Here is a 25,031-nt window from a genome sequence, read left to right as displayed (position 1 = left end):
GGGGCTTTTGTTTGTCGAAGTTAGGTGTTGTTTATCTTGGAGCTGTGTCATGAATATTAATGTACGCAAATTGGTCGCCGACAATAAGGCATTTTTATTTTTTGTCGCTGGCATGATTTTGATGCGTAGCGCGTTTGCGGATTGGTATGTCGTGCCTTCTAGTTCCATGTATCCACATCTGTTGGAGGGTGACAGAGTGATTGCGAATCGTATTGCTTACGATATTAGAGTGCCATTTACTGATGTGATTTTGAAGCAAGTTGGTGAGCCACAACGTGGCGACATCGTCACTTTTAGTTCGCCTGCTGATGGTTTGCGTTTAATCAAACGGGTGATCGGTTTGCCGGGCGATGTTGTGGAAATGCGTGATCAAAAATTGATTATCAACGGGCAAGCGGCAGATTATGCACAGATCGACGAACCTGATCCTAGTTTTCTGACACCAAAGCGTGAATATCCAAATCAGCAATTGATGTACACAGAATCACTAGGTAGTTTGCACCATAATATTATCGTGATGCCAGAGCGTTCAGCCTTGCGATCATTTGATGCGGTCACCGTGCCAGCCGGACATTACATGATGTTGGGTGACAATCGCGATAACAGTAATGACTCGCGTTTTTATGGTTTCGTTAAACGCGAATTAATCACGGGAAGAGTGAAGCGTTTGATGTTTTCGCTAGATTACGATAATTACTATTTGCCGCGTATAGAACGTATTGGTGCCAAGCTCGATCAATAAGAATCATAATAAAAGCGTAGATTGCTTTGTGACTTAAAAGCGGTCGTCAATTTATTTAGCTAATTTCGGCACATAACCGAGTGCCGCTGAAATCTGTTCAGCGGTGCTGATCAAATCTCCCAACCAAGCTTCTTGCAAGCGATCTGCAGGTGCCGAAATCGATAAACCGGCAATCATCTTTCCGCTATCATCATGAATGCCTGCTGCCATGCAGCGCACACCTAATTCTAATTCTTCATTATCACGTGCATAGCCATTGCTGCGTACAGATGCTAATTCGCGTTCTAACTTGGCGACATCCGTAATCGAGTTTTTGTTGTGTCCCGCTAGACCCGTGCGGGTGATATAAGCACGCAGGGCTTTTGGTTCATCAATCGATAGAAATAATTTGCCGGTAGATGTTAAATGCAATGGTGCTCGTCCACCAATCGCGCGGACAACCTGCATCCCCGAGCGTTCTGAAAAGGCGCGATCAATGTAGACAATTTCGTCTCCTTGACGTACGGATAAATTAATCGTTTGATTGGTAATGCGATGCAAGTTGCGCATAAATTCTAATGCCGCTTCACGTACATCGAGGCGACTCTTCACGATATTGCCGAGCTCTAGCAAACGCATGCCAAGTCGATATGTGCCGGTATCGGCGCGATCGACGAAGCGAGTAATGCACAAATCATTCAAAATGCGATGTGCGGTAGAAGGATGCAAACCAGTCACACTGGCGAGTTCTTTTAGACTAACAGGATCATGATAGCGAGACAGCGCATCTAATAATGAGACCATGCGCTCGATCACTTGTATCGAAGTTTTTTCAGCTGAGATGGGAGCGTCGTTTTTCATAATGTGGATGGTGCATTGCAATAAATCTCTTTATACCACGATGTGAAATGACTGTGTTGAACTAAAGTCTCTATTTTCTTGATTGTTGTACGCATGTTATTTTCGTTGGCATTCTTTACGTTTTCAATCCGTTCAATGCTTAAAGTGCGAATGTGAATTACCAATTCTGCAAGAAGCTTTAAAGCAGAAAAAATTACTCCGATAAAGCGTGGTGAAGCCGCCAAATTTTCTCCCGCATGCCTGTTGCTTCGGTGTAAGATCAAACATCCGAATTAATATATTTTAAGTTGCTTTTCTGAGCATTTTTATCTTGATTCTGGTTTCTAACTCTATTATTCGCATCATATTAACTGCCTGAGTTTTTTAAGGAAACGTGGTTTATGTCGAGTACTTCACTAAGTTCCGCAAAGTCTGCTCCCTGGAAAATTCTCCTGGTCGATGACGAGCCTGATATTCATGATGTTACCAAGTTGACTTTGCATCGGTTTGAGTTAGATGGTCGGCGCTTGCAATTTTTAGATGCCTATAGTGGCCCTGAAGCTAAAGAAATTTTGAGTCGCGAACCAGATATCGCCTTGGTGTTTTTGGATGTGGTGATGGAGTCTGAGAATAGCGGTTTAGAGGTTGCACGATGGATGCGTCAAGATCTCAAAAATCAGTTCACGCGGATTATTCTGAGGACTGGTCAACCCGGTCAAGCGCCAGAAGAAAGCGTGATTGTTGATTACGATATTAACGACTACAAAGAAAAAACTGAGCTTGATCGTACCAAATTATTTACCACTACATTCGCTGCACTAAGGGCTTACCGTGATATTTACACTGTAGAAGAAGCACGTCGCTTTCAAGTGACCTATCGTGAAGGTTTAGAACGTGTGATTGAGGCCTCAGCGCATATTTATCAGCAACGCAACATGCATGATTTTGCTAATGGCTTACTGCAACAAGTCGTCGCGTTATTGCGCTTGGAAAAAAGTATGCTGCTGCGCTTACGCGGTGCCAGCGGTGTTTCTGGCGAAAATTCTTATGAAGTTTTGGCTAAAATTGGCAATTTTGACGATGATCATCAATTATTCAATCAAGAATTACTTGATCATTTGCAGCAAGTGACGGTGAATCGTATTTCACATTTATTTGGTGATACTTATGTCGGCTACTTTCCCAATGAAAGTGGCAAAGCCTCTTTGCTGGTTCTGCAAGGTGTTGAGAGCGTTAGTGAAATTGACGCCAAATTATTGGAGGTCTTTTCCTCGGGCGTTGCGATTGCCTTTGATAATATTTTATTGAATCAGGAAATTAGCGATACGCAAGGCGAATTGATTATGCGTTTGGGAGATGTCGTGGAGTCGCGCTCATCAGAGGCAGGGAACCATGTGCGTCGCATGTCTGAGGTTTGCTATTTAATCGCGATTGCATCGGGTATGGATCCAGATGAGGCGGCGATTTTGAAACGGGCAGCGCCGATGCATGATATCGGTAAAATCGCGACTCCTGATTCTGTCTTGCTTAAACCCGGTAAGTTAGATCAACTCGAGTGGGATATTATGAAACAGCATCCCGAAGTTGGCATGTCTATTCTTGATGGTTCTCATAGACCAATCTTGCGTGCCGCTTCAATTATCGCGCACCAACATCATGAAAAATATGACGGCACCGGATACCCGCAAGGATTGGTTGCCGAGCAAATTCATCCATACGCACGTATCGTTGCGGTTGCCGATGTTTTCGATGCACTGATGCATGCGCGCGTTTATAAATCAGCTTGGCCAGTTGAGCAGGTGATTGCGCATTTAAAAAGTGTTAGCGGCTCCCATCTTGATCCGCAATTTGTTGATTTGCTAGTTCAAAATGTCGATAGAGCGGTGGAGATTAACTGTCGTTATCCTGATTAGAAAAGAGTGTATTTCAATTCCTTATAATGCCTAGCTTATGCCTAGTTCATGGCTAGCTTAACGAACATGCATAGGGAAACGAAGATGGTAACGAAGTCCGAGCCCCAAGGATGAATATGCCTTGATCGTGCCACCTAAGAGTCCGGTTACCAAGTTGTAGACGATATGTGTTCCCAGTCCGCTACCGCCCTGACCGCGCTTGGTGGTGTAGAAGGGATCGAATAGTTTCCCTAAAGCTTCTGCATCCATACCGTTTCCATTATCGCTGTAATCAAATTTGAGGAAATCGCCGTCGATCGCGACAGTGATTTGAATTTCACCTTGATTTAAATTTTCAAAACCGTGATGCAGTGAATTCATAACGAAGTTTGTCAGAATTTGCGAGATCGCTCCTGGATAATTATCGATGAGCAGGCCTTCTGGGCAAGTAATCTTGATATCGATTTGCCGACCTTTTAGCTTAGGTTGAAGTGAGACGAGAATCTCGTTCAAATAGGGCAGTAGTTGAAACTTGCGTCTGTCATTTGACGTTTGATCGACCGCCACTTGTTTAAAACTCCTTACTAAGGATGCAGCCCGTTTTGTATTGGTATTGAGTATGCGTAAGCTTTGATCAAGAATGTCGAGAAATTGTTCGCGCTGGTTTGGATCGAATTGGTCTGCGAGAATATCTTTTCTGGTTAGTCGCACCTCTTCGATCAGGTGGCTAGTCGCAGTCACGCAAATTCCTAAAGGCGTGTTGATCTCATGTGCGACACCTGCAACTAGGCTCCCAAGAGAGGCCAGTTTTTCTTGTCTTACTAATTCTGTTTGCGCGTCTTTCAGCGCTAGCAAAGCATCGTTTAAAGCGATGTTTTGTTGTTCAAGATTGACCTTGGCTTGACGTAAGTCACGGTCTGCATTCATACGCGCAATTGCTACTGCGATATGGTTGGCAACGAAGGCGAGTAACTCTAAATCATGAAGTCCATAGACAACGTGTAAGTCGTAACTTTGTACGATGATCACGCCATAAATTTTTTCTTTAATTAAGATAGGAACGCCAATCCAACTTTCAATATCCTGTCCGCCCAATACTTGTTTGATTTCTTGATCTTGAATGAGCTTTTGCAAACGTTCGCGGTCTATCAATTGCGCTTTCCCGGTATGGACAACAAATGATGTCATGCCCATGCCAAGTGGAAATCTGCAATGACTGGGAACGGGGTCCTTTTCATCCACAAAGTACTGAATACTAATCTCTTCAGTGTCTGCATGATAAAGTGCAACTGCAAAATTTTTTGCCACGATCAGGTTTTCTACGATGTGATGTAGTTTGCGATAAAGATAGCTGGCGTCTTCTGTGGAAAAGGATAATTCTGCAATCGCATACAAGGCACTTTGAATTTTTTCTGAACGACGTCGTTCGGTAATTTCATGTGCGAGCAATGCTGTTCTCTCTTGTACCGCACGTTCGAGTTTGTCGACGCTTTGAAAGGCTTCTAATGCATTCGAAATGTGGCGCGCGATTAACTCAAAGAGTGCTTGGTCTTCATCTGAGTAAAGTACGTTTTTATCATAACTTTGTACCACCATTGCACCTAGTGTGCGCCTTTGATGATCGATCAGTGGATAACCCATCCAATGCTCTGATGGTGCACCTGTGATGGTGTTTGCTTCTTCTGCCGTAATTCGCGTCATTTCTGCACTGCCAGCCGTCAGCGGCTTTTGATTGACGATCACCCATTTTGTTAACGCAGAGCCCGGTGCTTCTAATTTGAAGCGTTTACCTGGATCTGGCGGAGGATCTACCTCATCCAAAAAATAGGCAAATTGAATGGATTCGTCATCGGGATTATAAAGTGCGATGTAGAAATTCTTTGCATACATGATTTTGCTTAATGCAAGATGAATCGCGTGTAAGAACTCGCGCAGCTCATTGGTATCGGCTGAAATTTTCCCGATTTCCAATACCATCGCTTGTACAGCTTCAAGTCGTTGCAGGCGGCTTTTCATCCAATTGTCCTTATTTGATGTGGCAATTTTTTTAGGTGAAATAAGCTTAGACGAAATTGGTTTGAAATGAAATTATTCTGTGGGTTTTGGGATAAGTTGCTGTCCTTGATTTGATGCTTTGTTCTTAGATCAATTATTCATAATGTCATACGTAGCTGTTAGAATCTGGCGAGGCTATTATTTTCACCGCATTAAGGATTTCGCATGAGCACATCGCAGCAGCAACCTGAGCACTTGGATGCAAATAAACAATCAGAAAAACTAAAGGATGCGCCAGTGCATCAGGAAATCAGTGCATTTAAAAGTAAAAGTGGTATGAAGCGAATTTTCTCTGCATTCTTTTATTCACTGGATGGCTTACAAGCTGCTTGGCGGCAAGAGCATGCATTTCGCCAAGAGTTGGTTTTGGTCATCATTGGTTCTGCTATCGCTTTAATATTGCCCGTATCGGCTTTTGAAAAATTGATGATGATTGCGGTTTTGGTGTTGATGTTAATTGTGGAATTACTAAACTCGGCGATTGAAGCGGTAGTGGATCGTGTCTCTTTGGAGCGGCATGCGCTTTCTAAAAATGCGAAAGACTTTGGAAGTGCTGCTGTGCTGTTAACTTTTCTGCTTGCTGTGGCGACCTGGTCCGTGATTTTATTTGATCGCTTCTATTACTAAGTTTCTTTTTCGTCCATGGTGCACCGATTGCCGTTCTGACTCGTTATCGAATTGTTCAAATCCTTTTACGAGCTAACAATGAATCTATTCAAACTATGTATCAAAGCTTGTCTTACGCTGGCTTTGTTGTGCGGTGTGATAAATCCCGTCTTGGCACAGCGTGACGATGGTGACTATCTTATTTTGCAGGCGCGGTATGGTACAGCTGAAAGTAACGTTGATGTCACCCAGACGCTGAAAGATCTGGCAAGACGTGATGTTACTTTTCGCATGGGTAATCGTAGCTTCGGTATTGATCCTCATCCAAATCGTGTGAAAACTCTACGCATCTATGCCAAAGGTCAACGTGGTGAGACGCGTGTGTTTGAATATCGTGAAGGTAGTTTGGTTGATGGCAATTTGTTCAGAGGCTGGCGTGGTGGTAATTGGGGGCGCGATGGGGATTACAGTGGTGCTTGGGACCAGCGGCATGAGCGAGATAGTGACAAATATGGTGACAGACTCGATGACAAAAATAATCGCGCTGATGATGGTGAATTCTTGATTCTTAAAGCACGTTATGGAACAGCTGAAAGTAATGTTGATGTCACCGATAGATTGAAAGAGTTGGCGCGTAGCGATCGACATTTTCGTATGGGAAATCGTACATTTGGAATTGATCCGCACCCAAATCGAATTAAGATGCTGAAAATCTTTACACGCGGGCCACGCGGCGAAATGCGTACTTTTGAATATAGTGAAGGCAGTGTTGTTGATGGTACTTTGTTTAAAGGATGGTCACGTGGCAGTTGGGGTAATCGGAATGAAAAAACTGATTGGAACTATGGCGCCTCGGAGCAGGAAGAACGTAGAGAAAAACGCTCACAATCACGTTACAGTGATCAGCAAGTAAGCGCGAGAATAAACATCCTTAGTGCGCAATATGGCACGGAGTCGCGTAAAGTCGATGTCACCGCTGCGCTGCGTATGATTGTTCGCGATGGCAGACTGGAAATGCGTGTTGAGAATGATACTGTGGGGCAGGTTGATCCAGCTCCTGGCGTGGTAAAAACTTTGTGGGTGAATTATTCAGTGAATGATGGACGCGCACAAACGGTGCGAGTACAAGAGCGTGACTGGTTGCGTCTGCCACGATAAATTGTGATTTGAGTGGTAGCTCACATCGTTGATTCATTCGTATGAACGATCAAATCAACGATGTGGTTTGTAATTGTGATGCCGACTAGTGATTCATAGCTTAGTTACGTGGCAGCTTAAATTACTTGTTGAAAAGTTTAGTCATTTAATGGAAACATTCGGCCAATTTCAGGGCCCGTTGCACCGTCTAAGCCTAGTTGTTTCAGACTTATAAATTCAGCGTTACTCGTGACACTCTCGGCAAAACTAAGCAGCGCTAGTCTGTGCACGATAGTGCAGACACCTTTAATGAATGCCTGATTACCTTCGTTATCCTCGATGTTTCTGATAAAGCCACCATCAATTTTGACGTAACTAAGCTTGAGATCATGTAGTAAATTAATTTTGTCGAACTGGCGTCCAAAATGCTCGAGACCAAGTTTGCAACCAGTTGGTGCGATATCAGTGTGGAACATGCGGAATGCATCAATGTTCGCAAATACACCGTTTTCCGGAACTTCCAACCATAAGTGTTTTGCTGCAGCGGGTTTACTTTGCAAGATCGCTTTTAGTTGCGCTCTGAACTCAGTTCCTTGTATTGACTGTGCCGAAAGGTTAACCGCAATATCAACTGCAGAATTGGTTTTGTTGAGTTCTTCTAAGGCGAGTTTAATCGCTATCAAGTCTAATTTTTCAGTAAGACCTAAGCGTTCTGCAATCGGTAAAAATCTTGCAGCAGGAAACCATTCTCCACCAAACATTAAACGTAATGCGGATTCTTTGTGAACTAATTCCCCGTTAGATTTGGTCACCGGGAAATATGCAAGCTTGACCCAGTTTTGTTCGATTGCGCGCAGGATTAATTTTGACCACTCTTCTGCACTACGTGGTGCGTGTTCAATATTTAATGGCGCAGACTGACGCACCTCACTGCTGCCAATAGCTTCTGCACTGGCGAGTGCAGCATCAACCTGGGCGAGTAGAGTGCCAGAACTAATGCCATATTCGTAATCGCCAAAGCCAATTGACACCATAAAATTGTCTGCCACATCAGCAAAGATATGGCGTATTTCCGCTAACAAAGTTTGGGTTACTGGTAACGCATCTTCACGTCGGAATAATAGGGCGAAGTCAGTACCATTTAATCGTGCGGCAAAGCCATCTGGTAGTTTTGCTTGATGCGTTAAAAGTAATTGACCGATCCGCTTGAGTAACTCATCTGTTTTATTTCTTCCTAGTGTTTTGTTAATGGCAGCGAGGCCAGCTAAGCGAATCAACACCAGACTACCTGAAGGGGCATTTTCTTCTTCAACGCTGGCTTGCAATTGGCTGATGAAATGAGCACGATTTGCTAGTCCAGTCGTGGCATCTGAATTGGCACGTATCCTCATTGCTTCGAGTCGTTCGGCTTCTTCTGTGAACATGGATTTGAGTAAAACGACTGTCGAGTTCATGGCATTTGATAGTTGTTTTAACTCTGGCACACTAGATTCCGGTGTGATAATGAAACGTCGCTCAGTCATACCTTTTGCCTGATCGATCACTTGCTTCAATGGTTGCTTGATACGACGCAGAATCAGTGCGCCCAGATAACAAGCGATTAAGCCAGACAGAGCCAAGGTTATAAACATATCTTTAACCGATTTCCACAGCGTTTCATAGGCACCACCACTACGACTGACTAAGTGGATTGTGCCTAGCTGTTTCCAACCATTTGAAATTTGCGCTTGCCCTGGAACGGATTGAATTGGGAACCACTGCTTAAACCACCCAGGTACGTTCGATTGCTCATCGCTTGCGAGTCGCTCAACCAAGGTTTTTCCATTCGGATCGATGACTTTGATCGATGCGTAGTGTCCATTATCGAAAAGTGAGGCGATGATGAGTTCAAGCTCTACAGGATCAACACTCTTTTGGCTCAAAGAGAGGGCTAACACGGTCGCGTTATCCGAGTTCTTCATCCTTAATTGCTCGTTCAAATACGCACGAGAACTCATCGTGGATGCGAACAAGCTACCAACCAGAGCTATTAAGGTGCTGAGGATGATGGCAAACCAAAGTTGGCGGTACATCGACATGGTATTTCCTTTGCTTATTTAGCGTTTTCTGTTAATTTTTTAGTGAGGTATGATGATCATGCTTTGAACATCTGCATTAATCTGTATTACTCAAATCCTTCTTTTCTTGCCCGTTCAAGTAGATCCTGCCAGCGTGACAAGCGGCTTGTGCCGCCGGGTCCTAATGTTGCGTTACTCGCTGCACCGGCAAATATTCCTTGTCCATTAAAACTAAAGATGGGTGACAAATCGTTGCGCCGTGAAGCTGGCCGTATATCTGAAATCAGATTGTCTAGAATTAATGGTTCAGCATCGCTAGACGGATAGTAAGCAAGTACCATATGCGCTTGCGTAATACTGCTGTTGACGCCACCTATACGGGCTTTGACATACACTAAACGTAATTGCGCATCAGGTATGTTTAAGTTGCGTAAGCTAAAATATTTGGCGATAACGAAATCTTCGCAGTCCGCTTTTTTTCTGGTTAAGCTTTCAAGTGGCGTTGCCCAATAATCTGACTGTCCCCATAACTCAATATCTTCGGTATAGATTAGCTTACGATTAAAGAAATTATTAACTTTCTGCAGTTTTAATTCATTGCTATTTTCTGGATTATTAGAGATTAAGTTAGACCATTCATTAAACAGTTGTTCGTCTCCGCCCAGCGTGCGCATGCTCGTCCGTAAGCGATCCCAGTTAACTCCGTAAGAAGCGAGCGAAAGCAAGCTTGTGACGATAAAGATAGTTATCGCCACAAACTGAGTTCGACGCCGTAATGCCGGATATGCAGGGTGCAATTTGAACTCGCCCAGATGGATTGGTGAAAGTGTTTTGTATGGTGCAGACTAACTTAACCATAGTGTAACTTCCATTTTACAAGAAAAAATACTTCCTTCAGGAAACATTGGTAATTATCGAACACCTTTTACTTCTAGCTTATAAAAAAACCCGCATGAGAAAACTATGCGGGTTTCTTCATTATCGAAAAACGGAACTCAGATTACCACTGCTTAGCTTGAGGACCAGATACGACTTCATTGACGATTTGCCATTTTCCGTTGATCTCTTCCCAGTACAAAGTTTTTTGCAAGGTGTCTTGATAGCTGCTGGAACGGTAGTCTTGTTGGAAATTGGTGGTGGCATGTTTGCTGTCTTGCATCGTGAACTTGATGTCAGATAAATCTAAGTTGATTTTTTGTGCATTCATTAAGCGCGCGCGACGAGCGGCTTTCCACGATTCTCTGGAAGTGTATTTTTGTGCATAGAAACCAAAATAGGCATCGGGATTCATATTCACCCAAGCCTCACGCCATCCTTTCAATGCATTCAACACACTACTGCGGGCGTTCGCGACGACATCTTGATTCACTTCAGCTCCCTTTGTTGCTGGGATTGCCGCTTCAACATTCGCATTGGCTTGTGGCTTGATTGGTTCTAAGTTGACTAAGCTCTCAATTGCGCGCTTATCTAATTGCGCTTTATTCGCAACGTAAACTTCCGGCGCTTCTATCGGGCAATTTGCAGAACTCGCATTGGTATTGGCATCGAGATTTTTTAAAGTGTCGCTTCCATCATCGCGACGCGCCAAGCCAAGTGCAGAAAAGAGCTTGCCCATGCCCGCTTGAGTTCTTGCATAGGCTAAAAATAAGTCAACTTCAGCATTCGAGAACGTACGTTTTGCTTGATAGAGTTCGTTTTCGGTGTCTAGCAAGTCGAGTAGTGAGCGTTGTCCAATATCAAATTGCTGGCGATATGCGTCACGTGCTTTTTCTATTGATAATTGATGCTGATCGAGAAAATTTAGTTGATCAGTCAATTTGCGGGTGTCATTGTAAGCAATTGCTAGTGTCTGACGTATATCTCGGCAAGTCTTATCGCGCAGGTCGCGTGCCAGATTTAATTGATCTGCCGCTTCTTGGACGCGGGCTTTGTCACTGCCGCCGTTAAATAAATTCCAAGACATCACAAATTCTGCCGAATTATTATTCGTGCGGCCAGAAACAAAGTCAATATTGTTGCCACGTTCGGCTCTTGCTTTGAAATCTAAGCGAGGTTGGTAAGCCGCACGACGAGACTGTAAGCCACTATTGACTGATTCAATATTTTCAATACTCGCCATGAGCCCAGGGTGGCTGGTGAAGGCAGTATTAAGGGCGCCAGAAATATTCGTTGGGATGCCGTTTGTGAGGCTACTTAAGTTTTGCAAATCAGCCGCAGGCATAGAGCCGACCAAACGTTGGAAGCGTGCGCTAACATCATGCAAATTCGAGGTTTCGGTTACCAAGTTTGCCTCGGCTAAAGCCAAGCGGCCAGAAATTTGTTCCAGATCAACTCTGCGACTAACACCGGCTTTTGACTTTGCCTGAATTTGTTCAAAGACGGCACGATGCCTAACGTAATTTTCTTCAGCGAGACTGACTAGTTTACGAAAACGAATTACATCAGCATAAGCTCTGACGACTTCTAATGTAATGATTTCAGATGTGTCTTGCAGTTCAAAGAAGCGAACACGTTTTAGGTGATCAAGTTGCTTCACTTGATTACTAGTAAGGAAACCGTCATAAATCATTTGATTTAGACTCAGTGCGGTAGCGCTGCGATTGAGTTCCGATTTGCCAATGCGATTATCGCGGCTGTCTCGTCCCGCATCTGCACTCAAAGTGACATTGGGGAGATAGGCACCAAATGCAGCTTGTCGGCTTGAGTTGGTTGCCTGAAAGCTATGCCATTTAGCTTGCACTTCTGGATTCGTTAATAAGGCTTTTTGTGCTGAGTCTTTTAATGTCTGCGTTTGTGCTTGAGCTGGTGCCCATATTGTTATAGAAAGTAAGCTAATGGCAAAACTAATAGTTTTTAGATTTAGTAGCATGTTTTTTCTCGAAAAAAGGTCAAACTGATGTTGGAGCGAAAGATAGCAGAAAATTATCGTCAAACATACAAGGTTCTAAAGTGTTTTATCTATATTTTTCAAAAATTAACACATACGGTAACGTAGGGAAACTTTTCCATAAATGCTATTTACATGTTAATTTTTCTTAAAGCGACGCGTGCAGCATTAATTGTTGTTTCAATCACGCTATCAGAGTGCTGCGCTGACACGAATCCTGCCTCGAACGCAGAAGGAGCAAGATATATGCCAAGTTCGAGCATTTCGTGGAAGAATCGTTTAAACATATCTGCATCTGCGCGCATCACTTGGTCGAAACTGACAGGCACCTCTTTACAGAAGTAGATGCCAAACATGCCGCCTATCGCATCCGCACAAAAGTCGATTTGTAATTCTTTGGCTAGATTGTTGAGTCCATCCACTAGCTTTTGAGTTTGTTTGCTTAAATGCGAGTAGAAGTCTGGTGCTTGAATGAGTTTTAATGTGGTGAGGCCTGCTGCGACGGCAACAGGATTTCCTGACAGAGTGCCAGCTTGATAGACACCACCCAAAGGTGCGAGATGCGCCATGATCTCAGCTTTGCCACCAAATGCGGCAACAGGAAGACCGCCACCGATAACTTTACCCAGCGCGGTTAAATCTGGCGTGATATTGTAAATAGATTGCGCACCGCCAAGGGCAACGCGAAATCCACACATCACTTCATCGAAAATGAGAATGCTGCCATGTGCGGTACACAAGCGACGCATGCTATGAAGGAATTCTTCTGTGGCCTTGATTAGATTCATATTGCCAGCAACTGGCTCAACAATGACGCAGGCAATTTCATCGCCAAATTCTTCAAACGCGTTCTCTAATTGTTCACAGTCATTGTAGTTGAGGACCAACGTGTGCTTGGTGAAGTCAGCTGGAACACCAGAAGAAGTTGGATTGCCAAAGGTTAGTAAACCGCTGCCTGCTTTGACCAAGAGTGAATCAGCGTGTCCATGATAACAACCTTCGAATTTGATAATTTTGTCACGTTTGGTCGCGCCACGAGCTAAGCGTAAAGCACTCATAGTTGCCTCTGTACCACTAGAGACTAGTCGCACCTGCTCAATGGAGGGAACTAACTTGCAGATTTCTTCCGCCATCAAAATCTCAGCTTCTGTGGGGGCACCGAAGCTGAGGCCTTGCGTTGCTGCGTATTGAACTGCTGCAATCACCTCTGGATGCGCATGGCCCAAAATTGCAGGTCCCCACGAGCCGATGTAATCAATATACTGTTTATCATCAGCATCCCAAAAATGTGGCCCCAGTGCTTTTTTGATAAAGCGTGGAGTTCCGCCTACAGAGCGAAATGCGCGAACAGGAGAGTTGACACCGCCAGGAGTGGTGATTTGCGCTCTTTGAAAGAGGGTTTCATTAACTGACATAAGATTATTCTCGTTACAAGATGATTAAATTGGGAGATGGACTGTTGATTTGATTTGTTGTGTTGGTTCTTATTATTTTAATTTTTTGATGCGGAGAAATAGCAATAAAGAAATAAATGATTAACATCATCTTTGAGAGAAGTTGATGTAAGAACCAAATTTGAATACTTTTTTCTCTAATTCGGTGATTCTTGCTTTTAAATATATCTCGGAAAAATTAGAATGATGATGTTACCTCAACACCTATTGAATGTCGTTAATTAAAAGGAATCTATTTCGTGGAATATAAAACAATGATGTGTCTGATTTGTGGCTGGATTTATGATGAGGCGGCAGGAATGCCTGAAGATGGGATCGCGCCAGGAACGAAGTGGGAAGATGTGCCTTTAAATTGGACTTGTCCAGAATGTGGAGCGCGAAAAGATGATTTCGATATGGTTCCGCTCTAATTGTTTTAAACTTAAATAAGTTTTTTCAAGCAATATCAAGCAATATCAAGCAATAGTTAGGTGCTTACTTCTATTTTATGGGCATGATCACTCTGAATTGTTGTTTCATCGTGAAGAAATACGTAAAAATTGGTGCAAGCTTGATAAACTTTGATAAAGTGCTGTGTAGTAAAAACTCCTCCACTCCGAGATAGCCGCATGTCAACATCCATTAGTAATGAAAATTTAAGAATTATGGTGATTGATGATAGTAGTACTATCCGTCGATCTGCCGAGATTTTTTTGGGGCAAGTTGGTTATAAGGTGATTTTGGCGGAAGATGGTTTTGATGCACTCGCCAAAATAAACGACACCCATCCGCATCTTATTTTTTGCGATATCTTGATGCCGCGTTTAGATGGCTATCAAACTTGTGCTTTAATTAAGAAGAGTGCGAAATTCAGAGATACCCCGGTTATTATGCTGTCCTCCAAGGATGGATTATTTGATCGTGCGCGTGGTGCGATGGTCGGCTCCGAGGAATATCTGACAAAACCCTTTACCAAAGATAGTCTCCTTAAAACAGTACGAAAATACACTTCCGAGACGATTTCTAGTTAAATTCAAAAAACATTTTGAGGTTGAATATGGCAATACAGAAAATTTTAATTGTTGATGACTCCCCTACGGAACGCTATTTTTTGACTGATATTTTAGTGAAAAATGGTTTTTCTGTATCCACCGCCGAAAATGGCGAAGATGCCTTAGCAAAAATAAAAGCAGACAAGCCACAACTCATCTTGATGGATGTTGTGATGCCTGGTCAAAATGGTTTCCAAATTACACGTGCAATTTCCCGTGATCCTGATACGCAAGATGTGCCGGTGATTATTTGCACCAGTAAAAATCAGGAAACCGACAGAATTTGGGGTTTGCGTCAAGGTGCTAGGGATTACCTGGTCAAACCAATTGATCCGCAAGAGTTACTCGCAAAAATTGCAGCGCTCGGTTAAGCGAGTGATTCTATGACAGAAAACTCAAGTGAAAAGATCGCAGTTGAACCAGAGGTTGTCGTTTCTCCTTCGGTAAGTCGGCGCGCTCGTTTGCGTGATTTCCAAGCTCAGTTGATGGAGCGTATGCAAGCCGCCAAGGCTGGTACGCAAGTTCGTGCAAATCAACTTGGTGTTCAGATTGGTAAAGCTCGTTATCTGGTCGATTTGCGGGAAGCTGGCGAAATCGTCTCTGCAGGAAATCTAACAAAAGTGCCACTGACCAAGTCTTGGTACTTGGGTTTGTCTAATGTTCGCGGTAGCCTCACCAGCGTCATTGATTACTCACTCTTTGCTCGGGGTGAGCCTACTTTCGTTGATTCATCTTGTCGAATTCTGGCATTTTCAAATTCCCTTTCATTTAATAGTGGTTTGTTGGTCTCTAAGGTTTTAGGCCTGCGTAATGCCGATGAAATGGATTTGATCGATGAACAGGCATCGGAGTCGACCGACGATCACGCTCAGAACAAGACTTGGATTTTGAACAGATTTTTGGATGCTGATGGGCATATTTGGTCGCAGTTAAGCCTTTCATTATTAGTACAGGATCAAGAGTTTTTACACATTGGACTGTGATGGTCATCATCATGCAAAGAACAAGTTAATGTTAGTAAGTGGTCAACGAGTAGAAAACAAATAAATAAGTATTTAAGTATTTGATGGATTAGTGAAATAGAAAAAGCCTAGCTTTTCAATCGTTTAGGAGATTTTGTAATGGCATTAAATAACCAACCACATTCGACTGAAGATCAAGAAGTCCAAGATCTAGACTTTGCGAATCAAGCTTCAGAAACATCGGTTGCATCGATTGAGAATGAGATTGTGCCTGTAGAAACGATCGAAGAAGCTCACAATGTTCGTATGTTAACTGAGCAAGAAATAAGTGAACCAGAGATTCGCCTAAATCAGGGAACTCAGGAACATCAGGAAAAAGAAACTAATTTTGACAGCACAATTAATCGCGTTGATGCAACCATCATTGGCGACGCCCTAGAGAAAGGTCGCGACATTCGTTTGCCGCTGATCGGACATTTGCCGCTGCAGAAACAGGTTCGTTACTTGCTTGGCGCGATGGCGATTTCATTGACCTTGAGTGCACTTTTCGTTTACCTCAATGCGAGTCAATCTACGCTGATTTCTACCCAGGCACAGATCTCAGGTGAAATTTTGATGCACTCTCAGCGTATCGGTAAAGCTGCACCGAATGCGATTTACGGTAAACCTGCTGCGTTTTCTCAATTGGATGAGAGTCAAAAAACGATCAATGCGAACTTAAATATTTTGCTAAACGGTGGTGACTATAAAGGTCGTTCGATCGCCAAGCCAAGTTCTGATGTTGAACCAATTCTAAAATCGACTAAAGTTGCTTGGGCTAACTCAAATAAAGCCGCAACGACGATTGCCAAAACTAAGAAAGAGTTAGCTGGATTCCGTGAAGACTTGGAAAGTATGAACTTGCTTTCTCCGACTTTGGAAAGTTTAACCAGTGATATTTCAACCAAAGAAGTGCAGGGCGGCGCATCACCACAGGCGATTTTCGCGTCCGGTCAATTAGTTATGTTGACTCAGCGTTTGGCTCGAAGCGCCAGTGAATTCATGACGCCAGAAGGTATTAATCCAGAAAAAGCATTCTTGTTGGGTAAAGATGCCAACACTTTCTACGAATTGGTAGAAGGTTTCTTGAATGGTAGTGAAATTAATAAATTAGCGGCAGTTAAGGACCCATCAATTCGCGCATTGTTAGTGGAACTGCAGAAGACATTTGCTGATTACCGAAAAAACGTCGATAGTATTTTGGCGAAAAATAACGAATTTATTGAAGCGAAAAAATCCGAACAGTTGATCTTTAATGAAAATGAAGATCTCAAGCAAAAAATTTCAACGCTTGAAAAAACTTATACCACGCAACAAGATTCAACCAACTTATCCTTCTGGTTCCTGATGTTGTCTGCGGCGCTGGCTCTGGTATCTGCTGCCGGTATTGCGGTCGTGTTGTTGCAAGATAGTCGTAACCGCGCTAAAGAGGCGAATCAACGTCGCGTTGAGGCCGATTCACAAATGCAATTGGCTCAGAAGCAAGAGGAGCAAGCAAATGCGGTTAATGAACAGAATCAGGCAGCGATTTTGCGCTTAATGAATGAATTGCAAGAGGTTGCGGATGGTGACTTGACGGTTCAGGCAACGGTTTCTGAAGATATTACTGGCGCGATTGCTGACTCTGTTAATTATACGGTGGAAGAGTTGCGTGGTCTGGTTGGTCGCGTTACCAACACTGCGGTGCAAGTTACAACGGCATCTTCTCAAGCACAGAATATTTCCGATGAATTGTTGGAAGCGTCTCATCAACAAGCACGTGAGATCGTGGATGCAGGTAAAGCTATTACCACGATGGCGAACGATATTACGGAAGTCTCTCGTTCTGCGAATGAATCTGCAGAGGTTGCGCGTCAATCGGTTGCTGCTGCGGAGCAAGGTGCTTTGGCGGTGGAAAACACGATTAAGGGCATGAACGAGATTCGCGAGCAGATCCAAGAAACTTCGAAACGTATTAAACGTCTCGGTGAATCTTCACAAGAGATTGGTGAAATCACTGAATTGATTTCTGATATTACCGAACAGACCAACGTTTTGGCGTTGAACGCGGCGATTCAGGCAGCTTCTGCGGGTGAAGCTGGTCGAGGATTCTCAGTTGTTGCGGAAGAGGTTCAGCGTTTGGCGGAACGTTCAGCAGAAGCTGCTAAGCAGATTGGTGCTCTGGTTCGTACGATTCAAACCGATACCCACGATGCGGTTGCCGCGATGGAAAAGTCAACACAGGGTGTGGTTGAGGGAGCAAAACTGTCTGATGCGGCGGGTACCGCTTTGTCTGAGATCCGTAGCGTTTCAAACCGTTTGGCGGAACTGATTCAGGGTATTTCTCTTTCAACAGAGCAGCAAGCAACTTCCGCGAATGGCGTTGCGCAAAACATTCAACACATTTTGACGATTACCGAGAAAACACAAAACGGTACGCAACAAACTTCTCTCTCTATTAAAGACTTGTCGATGTTAGCGGAAGAGTTGAAAAACTCAGTATCTCGATTCCGGGTTACCGCCTGATTTTCGACTGCAAGCTAGCAATCAGTTAGCTTGATTATGTATGCAACGCGGAAAATTTGATTTTCCGCCCATAGAGTTTGCGGGGTTTAAGAATGACATCTGGTTCTTCTAAAACGTTCGACGCCACTCAGGAGCAATTTGATATTGCCCCTTTGTCTTGGGTCATGACGGAATTACGGGAAGCACTTTCTAGTGCGGGTAAGTTGTTGAGTGATGCGGTTAGTCAAGAGACTGATGCTCAGTCGACGGCTTTGTTGCAAGCTAAAAGCTATTTGCACCAGGCACATGGCGCTTTGCAGATTGTCGAAGTTGAAGGCGTTTCAATTGTTACCGAGACTGTCGAAGAATTAATTGAACGCATGCAGTCAGGTAAGTTGGAAGTATCTGCGATAGCAGTACAGCATATGACAGATGCGTTTTATGCGGTTTTACGTTATCTAGAGGATTTGTTGGCGGGAAATCCGCAACAGCCAGTGCGCTTGTTTCCAGAGTATCGTGCTTTGCTGGAATTGAAAGGAGCTGAGCGCATTCATCCAGCAGATTTATTTTTCCCTTCATTATCCGTTCAAGAGAAGATCCCAGAGTTGACGCTTTCCGGCGGTGCAACTGATGTGAATTATGGTGCGATTCGTTTGCGCTTTGAAAAATTATTGTTAACGGTTTTAACGAGTAAGAATCTCGACGCCAAGCTTGAAGCATCGAATCAAATGAGTATGTTGATTCGAGAAATTGAACAAGCACAAACAACATCGCAATCAAAAGCATTTTGGTTGGTGATGCGCGCATTTGCTGAGTCTACCGCATCGATTGATGCGCGAGATGAACGGCACATTAAGCAAATCTGGGGACGCATTAATTTGCAAATCCGTCGTTTAGTCGAGGGAAACACCAGTATCCCTGAGCGCTTATTGCGTGATGCTTTATTTTTTATTGCACAAGTTCGTGAACCATCTGCATTCGTTGCACAAATTCGCAAAGCTTATCAATTAGATCGCCACGTACCTGCTGATTACGATCAAAAACGATACGGCTTGATTGCGCCTGCGGTGCTGGCAAATGCTAAGGAATTGGTTGTCAATATTAAGAATTTGTGGGGACGTATTTCCAATGGAGATATGGCCTTGTCAGACAAGTTTTTTCAGAAGATGAAAGAACTTGCAGACCTAGGAACAGGTTTGCAATCTCCGCCATTAAGCAAATTGCTGAAGGAATTAAATGGTATTGCAAGCCATGCCGTTCGCGCTCAAGACAAAGAACGAATGGGCTTGGAGTTAGCCACATGCTTGCTATTTCTTGAGAATTCCTTAGAACAAATTACGCATTTACCCGCTAATTTTTCAGCCCGCGCAGATGAAATATCAGGACGTCTTTTGTCCGTCGTTAGTGGCGAAATTCCAGACGGCCATGTCACATGGATAGGTGAGATCTCACGTGAGGCGCAGCAGCGTCAAACGATGGGTGTGTTGGTCAACGAAATGCAGCAAAGTTTGAAACATGCAGAGAAAGCTTTAGACGAGCATTTCCGTGATGTTTCTAATACCGCGATTTTGGCACCAGTTGATGGTGTTCTTGCACAGCTCGGTGGGGCGTTAGCGATATTGGATCAAGACGATGCCTTGGCTGCTGTTAACCATACACGTGAACTTGTAAGTTCCTTTGTTAATGGCGTTGAGAACTTAACGACTTCAGAGGTGGATGCTTTACACCAAAAAGTGGCGCAAAACGTTGGCGCGCTTTCGTTCTTTATTGAGACTTTGCAGAATCAGCCAGAATTGGCGAAGAAGCGCTTTACCTATGATCCAACAACGGGATCATTTCAGTCTAAATTATTAGAAAAAGCACCAGAGAAAGAACTATTGCCTTCGATTCAGTTAGAAGCGAATCCTGTAATAGTTCAGGCAACTGCAGAGCAGGATTTAATTGACCAACAAAAAGAATCAGAACGTTTACTGGCATCCTTAGTGGATGCGCCCGAAGACTCAGATCTGCAAGCGAAGTTAAAAGATTCATTGGATCATGAGCGCTCTTATGCAGCTTTGCTGGACGATAGCGATGCCAGTGCACGAGCAAAAACAGCGATTGATTTACTGGCGCATGCAGATTTGACGCAGGCTGCGGCACTTGATGAAATCGTTGCAGCTACTTCTCATGTCGAAGCTGCGCCAGACATCCAATTAAGTCATGAATTGCCAGAAACTGAAGCGGAAATTGATGCCGAGCTTCTAGAAATATTCTTGATGGAAGCAGATGAAGTGCTTGGTGCTGTGCGTGAGAATATCCCTCTGTCCAGACATGATACGAGTAACCAAGAATACCTGATTCGCTTGCGCCGCTCTTTCCATACCTTAAAAGGTAGTGGACGTATGGTTGGCTTGATGGTGTTCGGTGAAGGTGCTTGGAATATTGAGCAAGTGATGAACTTGTGGCTGTCTGAGTCCCGTGCCGGTACTGAGGCGCTTTATCAATTGCTGGAATATGCGACTGATGAAATGTTTAACTGGGTTGAAGAGCTGAAAAGTAAAGGTAGCTCAAGCAGAAATTCCGATGCGATTATAGCGGCCGCTTTGCGCGTGAAAGATGGTCTGGAATTCGGAATTGATGAGCCAGCCTTATCAGCGCCAGCGATCGCGGAAACAACTGAACATCGAGTAAGTGCAGATGCTATTACTGACGTGATTCGCGTAGAAGATCCAATCGAAGATCTAACCGAAGAAACGACCGAAGAAGCGAACGAAATAACTGCGGTTCCGTTGTTGCCTGTTGAGACGGAAGCTAATGAAGAATTAACGCTAAATGTTCCAGCGTTCGAGCTAGATTCACCTTCTCTTGAGTTGGTTGGAGAAACTCTGACGATTGCTAAAGATGAGGACGCTGAAGTATTCATCTCCGCCGATGATCTTGGTGAAGACTTATTGATCAACAAGTCTGACGCAGTTACTGACGCAGTTACTGAACTAGTTGCTGATGTCGATGATGCGCATTTGCTTGATTCTGAATTTGAAGTACAGGAATTGGATGAGCCGCCAATCGAGTATTTTGAACAAAAAATCAATCCTGATTTGGTTCCAGAAGTTGGCATGCAAGCGTCTTACTCGACTGAAGTTAATGATCTCGACATCAATGCCGAAATTGAGACGGCTGAAGAGCTTACCGCACAATTAGCTGTAGAGCCAATTATTGAGGTTCAGCAAACAGCAAAGATCATTGAGTTCCCTGATTTCTCGATGCCAGTAGCGAAGGATACCGATAATACAAAACGTATTGGCGATATTGAGATTAGTTTGCCACTGCACACGATTTATATGGCGGAAACCGACGAGATCGTGCGTTTCTTGGCGCAAGATTTTTCTGAATGGCGACATGAACCAAGGCGTCCTGTATCGCGTCACGCAGTTCATGCGGCACATTCTTTAGCCGGTAGTTCTGCAACTGTCGGTCTGTACGCGGCACAAGAACTGGCGCATAGCTTAGAAAACGTATTGCAGCGCTTAGAACGGCATCCAGTCAATCTTGAAGAATCTGAATTTGATTTATTGGATCATACGGTTAATTGCGTCAAGTCGATGTTGCAGAAATTTGCTTTATCAGAGATGGCCGAACGTGTTCAGCACGAAAATCTGCAATTAGCGCAACTATTGGAAAATGTGATTGCACGCTCAAATGTTGGTGATGATGGCGAGTTCATTACCTCGACGAACGAGCGATTAGATCCAGTTTTACTCGATTCCCAAGTAGAAGATTTTTCTGTTGATGCTGCCACACTCGATTCAGAGCCTACTGTAGATGCGTTGGAAATTAACTTATCCGTCGAAGACACTATTCCTGAGCTCTCCGATATTGCGGAAACATTAACTGTTCCGACAACACAAGTTGCCGATGTTGAATTTAGCGATTCTGAACAAGATGCAGAAGGCAAAGTAGAAGTTTCGGATTTGGCGCACGATGTCGGATCTGAAGCTCAATCTGAATTGGTGACGATAGAAGCGGCAGCGGAAGAACTCGCTGCGGAAACAGCTGAGCATGAAACCGCAGCGGCATTGAATGTCAACGCGCCAGAACACGATGTGACTGTTTCTGCGTTAGTGCCGGATGTGGATCAGACGGATGCTCTTGTGCTTGATAGTGTTGCGGAAATTGCCCCTGCTGTTGAAGAGCCAGTGTTCGCGTCCCCAGTTGCTGAATCAATGTTGTTTGAAGAAAAAACTGAGCAACCAGCTGAAATAGCGGCTGTGCAAGAACGTGAACAAGAAAGTGTCATTGATCGTTCTAGTTCAGAAATTGAACTTAAGATCAGCGATGAAATCGATCATGATTTACTTCCTGTCTTTTTGGAAGAAGGTAATGATTTATTGCCGATGATCGGTCAATTGTTACGTTCATGGCAGCAAAGTCCTGAAGATGGCGCAATCCCACAATCCATTTTGCGTCTGATGCATACGGTAAAAGGTAGTGCGAGGATGGCAGGTGCTATGCAGCTTGGCCAGCATACGCATGATATGGAAACCCGTATCGAAAACTTGATGCACACCGGTAGTACGATTCGTCAGCCACTTTTGGAAGATTTGCTGTCTCGCCACGATTATGCAATGCACTTGTTTGAGCGTTTGCAAAATCCTGAGTTGGCGATGCAGGTTGCTCCTGACGCAGATTTGAGCGAGTTGTCCGCAACTGAAGAAATGAATCAGTTTGAGGAAGCCTTACAGCAACCAGCGATACCTGCTACTGAATCTTCATCGCCAATCACAGATCAACTCGCAGGGGCAGAACTTGGTCAGAATGCTTTAGCAGCAAGCCTTGTTCCTGCACCGGTGACATCATCAGCTTTGGTGCAGCCAGTTGCAGATGCGTCAGCCAATTTGGTGAAGCCAGCAATTGTGTCACGTGCTTTGAGACAGGCAGCACCTCAAGTCGTCGCACCAACCAATGCCGCTCCTGTTCCTTTAGTGCGTGTGCGTGCCGACATCTTGGATCGTTTAGTCAATCAAGCTGGTGAAGTTTCTATTTCCCGTTCTAAATTAGAGAATGAGGTAGATACTTTAAAGGCGTCCTTATCAGAATTAACTGAAAACGTCAGTCGTTTGCGTGACCAGTTACGTGAAGTCGAAATTCAAGCGGAAACGCAGATCACCTCGCGCATGGCATTTTCGGGCGATCGCGAATTTGATCCTTTGGAGTTTGATCGCTTCACTCGTTTGCAAGAATTGACACGGATGATGGCCGAGAGCGTAAGCGACGTCGCAACCGTACAGACAGCCTTGAACCGTACAATCGAAGGTGCAACGATTGACTTGAATGCACAAGCACGGTTAACGCGTGAATTGCAGCAAGATTTAATGCGGGTACGCATGATTCCTTTCTCCAGCGTTTCTGAACGTCTGTATCGTATTGCACGTCAGACCGCGAAGGAAATGGATAAGCGGGTCAACTTAGATATTCGCGGTACTTCTGTAGAAATTGACCGTAGCGTTTTGGAAAAAATGGTGGGTCCATTTGAGCACATGCTAAGGAATGCGATTGTGCACGGTATCGAAGCGCGTCATGATCGTGTTGCGCGTGGCAAAAATGAAGTTGGTGAATTATTGATTGAGATTCGCCAAGAAGGTAACGAAGTCGTTATTCATTTCACTGATGACGGACAGGGTTTGAACCTTGATCGCATCCGCGAAAAAGCGAAGAACGTGGGGTTGTTAACGGACGATAGTTTTGTGAATGAATCTGACGTCGTTAATTTGATTTTTGAACCTGGCTTCTCGACTGCAAACGTGGTTACTGAATTAGCCGGACGTGGTGTCGGTATGGACGTGGTTCGTTCAGAAGCATCGTCTTTGGGTGGTCGCGTATCGGTCAGCACCGTTGAAGGAAAAGGCGCGCATTTTACAATTCATTTGCCTTTGACATTGGCGGTGACGCAAGTCGTTATTTTGAATGCAGGCGGTAAAACTTTTGCCGTGCCTTCCGTCCTAGTTGAACAAGTACAGCAATTGAAATCAGCAGCATTGGCAACTGCGTACAATGATGGCGCCATTATGTGGCAAGGCAATCGCGTTGCTTTGCACTATTTACCAAGTATGCTGGGTGAACGTGATGCAACGCCAGACACGCAACAGTACACGCCGATTTTGATTATGAAGAGCGATAACGAACGTGTAGCAATTCACGTCGATCAAATTATTGGTAATCGTGAGGTGGTTGTTAAAAACGTTGGACCACAATTGGCACGTATGATTGGTATCGCTGGTGCGACGGTGCTCGGTTCTGGCAATATCGTTTTGATTCTGAATCCAGTCCCACTGGCGCAGAAGATTGAGCATGAACGTGCTAAGTTACCAGAATCGCATATCGATAGCGGCTCTCCAGAAATGGGTGCTGTTGCTGAAATGGTTGAGAAGCAAACCGTGCCAGCTCAAGTTGAACCAGTTCAAGGTCTGCGTTCGCATCATATTGTGATGGTGGTTGACGATTCCCTGACAGTGCGTCGTGTAACGCAACGTTTGTTGGTGCGTGAGGGTTATCAGGTGGTATTGGCAAAAGATGGTATTGATGCGCTGGAACAATTGCAATCGATTACACCCGACGTGATGTTGGTAGATATTGAAATGCCGCGTATGGATGGTTTCGATTTGACCCGTAACGTGCGTAGTGATTCAAGAACTCACCACATTCCTATCATCATGATTACTTCGCGTACTGCGGATAAACACCGTAACTATGCTGCTGAACTTGGTGTTAATGAGTACTTCGGTAAGCCATATCGTGAAGATGATTTACTTGCTGCGATTAGTGGATTTGTCAATAAACAGGCTGAAGTAGTTTCTTAAGTTAGTGTGTGGTCAAGTTAGTTTTGT

At 44.1% G+C, this 25,031-nt stretch carries 16 protein-coding genes; 10 read left to right on the top strand and 6 right to left on the bottom strand.

All coding sequences use genetic code 11. The features are described from left to right. Positions 1-49: 49 nt before the first annotated feature. Entirely contained in the window at positions 50-742 is a 693-nt protein-coding gene (lepB, locus tag H8K33_RS06105) for a signal peptidase I (protein WP_186890103.1), read from the top strand. A gap of 51 nt (positions 743-793) precedes the next feature. On the opposite strand, the gene H8K33_RS06100 is transcribed toward lepB, so the two are convergent. Beyond that, the gene (locus H8K33_RS06100; RefSeq protein ID WP_186890102.1) at positions 794-1,582 is read right to left on the bottom strand and encodes an IclR family transcriptional regulator; all 789 of its coding nucleotides are present in this window, start codon (positions 1,580-1,582) and stop codon (positions 794-796) included. Between the two features lie 380 nt (positions 1,583-1,962). Between H8K33_RS06100 and H8K33_RS06095 the strand changes: the two genes are divergently transcribed. Continuing rightward, positions 1,963-3,474, top strand: coding sequence for a response regulator (locus H8K33_RS06095; protein WP_186890101.1), 1,512 nt, complete (start codon positions 1,963-1,965; stop codon positions 3,472-3,474). Positions 3,475-3,531: 57 nt separating this feature from the next. Here the strand turns inward: H8K33_RS06095 and H8K33_RS06090 are convergent, their stop codons facing one another. Next, on the bottom strand, positions 3,532-5,469 hold the full coding sequence (locus H8K33_RS06090) for a GAF domain-containing sensor histidine kinase (RefSeq protein ID WP_186890100.1): 1,938 nt from the start codon (positions 5,467-5,469) through the stop codon (positions 3,532-3,534). A 315-nt stretch (positions 5,470-5,784) separates the two neighbouring features. Here H8K33_RS06090 and H8K33_RS06085 point away from each other — a divergent pair, with 315 nt between their 5' ends. After that, positions 5,785-6,135 (top strand): diacylglycerol kinase, encoded by a 351-nt coding sequence (locus H8K33_RS06085; RefSeq protein WP_246443412.1) that lies wholly within the window; start codon positions 5,785-5,787, stop codon positions 6,133-6,135. Positions 6,136-6,213: 78 nt separating this feature from the next. Further along, the gene (locus tag H8K33_RS06080; RefSeq protein ID WP_186890098.1) at positions 6,214-7,272 is read left to right on the top strand and encodes a DNAJC11 domain-containing protein; all 1,059 of its coding nucleotides are present in this window, start codon (positions 6,214-6,216) and stop codon (positions 7,270-7,272) included. Between the two features lie 137 nt (positions 7,273-7,409). Here H8K33_RS06080 and H8K33_RS06075 read toward each other — a convergent pair whose 3' ends face one another. From H8K33_RS06075 to hemL, 4 genes are all read right to left on the bottom strand, one after another. Continuing rightward, entirely contained in the window at positions 7,410-9,329 is a 1,920-nt protein-coding gene (locus H8K33_RS06075) for a bifunctional diguanylate cyclase/phosphodiesterase (protein ID WP_186890097.1), read from the bottom strand. 86 nt (positions 9,330-9,415) lie between these two features. Further along, positions 9,416-10,063, bottom strand: a complete 648-nt coding sequence (locus H8K33_RS06070) for a transglutaminase-like cysteine peptidase (protein ID WP_315481535.1) — start codon at positions 10,061-10,063, stop codon at positions 9,416-9,418. A gap of 245 nt (positions 10,064-10,308) precedes the next feature. Then, positions 10,309-12,177, bottom strand: coding sequence for a TolC family outer membrane protein (locus H8K33_RS06065; protein WP_186890096.1), 1,869 nt, complete (start codon positions 12,175-12,177; stop codon positions 10,309-10,311). A gap of 149 nt (positions 12,178-12,326) precedes the next feature. Further along, positions 12,327-13,610, bottom strand: coding sequence for a glutamate-1-semialdehyde 2,1-aminomutase (hemL, locus tag H8K33_RS06060; protein ID WP_186890095.1), 1,284 nt, complete (start codon positions 13,608-13,610; stop codon positions 12,327-12,329). Between the two features lie 278 nt (positions 13,611-13,888). Between hemL and H8K33_RS06055 the strand changes: the two genes are divergently transcribed. The 6 genes from H8K33_RS06055 (at position 13,889) to H8K33_RS06030 (ending at position 25,004) form a co-directional block, all read left to right on the top strand. Beyond that, positions 13,889-14,059: a rubredoxin gene (locus H8K33_RS06055; RefSeq protein WP_186890094.1), complete on the top strand. Its 171-nt coding sequence runs from the start codon at positions 13,889-13,891 to the stop codon at positions 14,057-14,059. A gap of 198 nt (positions 14,060-14,257) precedes the next feature. Further along, positions 14,258-14,659, top strand: a complete 402-nt coding sequence (locus tag H8K33_RS06050) for a response regulator (protein ID WP_186890093.1) — start codon at positions 14,258-14,260, stop codon at positions 14,657-14,659. Positions 14,660-14,685: 26 nt separating this feature from the next. Beyond that, positions 14,686-15,051 (top strand): response regulator transcription factor, encoded by a 366-nt coding sequence (locus H8K33_RS06045; RefSeq protein ID WP_186890092.1) that lies wholly within the window; start codon positions 14,686-14,688, stop codon positions 15,049-15,051. 12 nt (positions 15,052-15,063) lie between these two features. Then, a complete protein-coding gene (locus H8K33_RS06040; RefSeq protein WP_246443377.1) occupies positions 15,064-15,663 on the top strand; it encodes a chemotaxis protein CheW in 600 nt (199 codons plus the stop codon). Positions 15,664-15,801: 138 nt separating this feature from the next. Beyond that, positions 15,802-18,186, top strand: a complete 2,385-nt coding sequence (locus tag H8K33_RS06035; RefSeq protein ID WP_246443376.1) for a methyl-accepting chemotaxis protein — start codon at positions 15,802-15,804, stop codon at positions 18,184-18,186. Positions 18,187-18,278: 92 nt separating this feature from the next. Continuing rightward, entirely contained in the window at positions 18,279-25,004 is a 6,726-nt protein-coding gene (locus tag H8K33_RS06030; RefSeq protein ID WP_186890091.1) for a hybrid sensor histidine kinase/response regulator, read from the top strand. The last annotated feature ends 27 nt before the right edge of the window (positions 25,005-25,031 follow it).

It is taken from the genome of Affinundibacterium amnicola (assembly GCF_014284275.1).
GTDB lineage: Bacteria > Pseudomonadota > Gammaproteobacteria > Burkholderiales > Burkholderiaceae_D > Undibacterium > Undibacterium amnicola.
The sequence above is the reverse complement of the archived record's forward strand: the minus strand, read 5'-3'. Positions and strand labels throughout refer to the sequence as shown.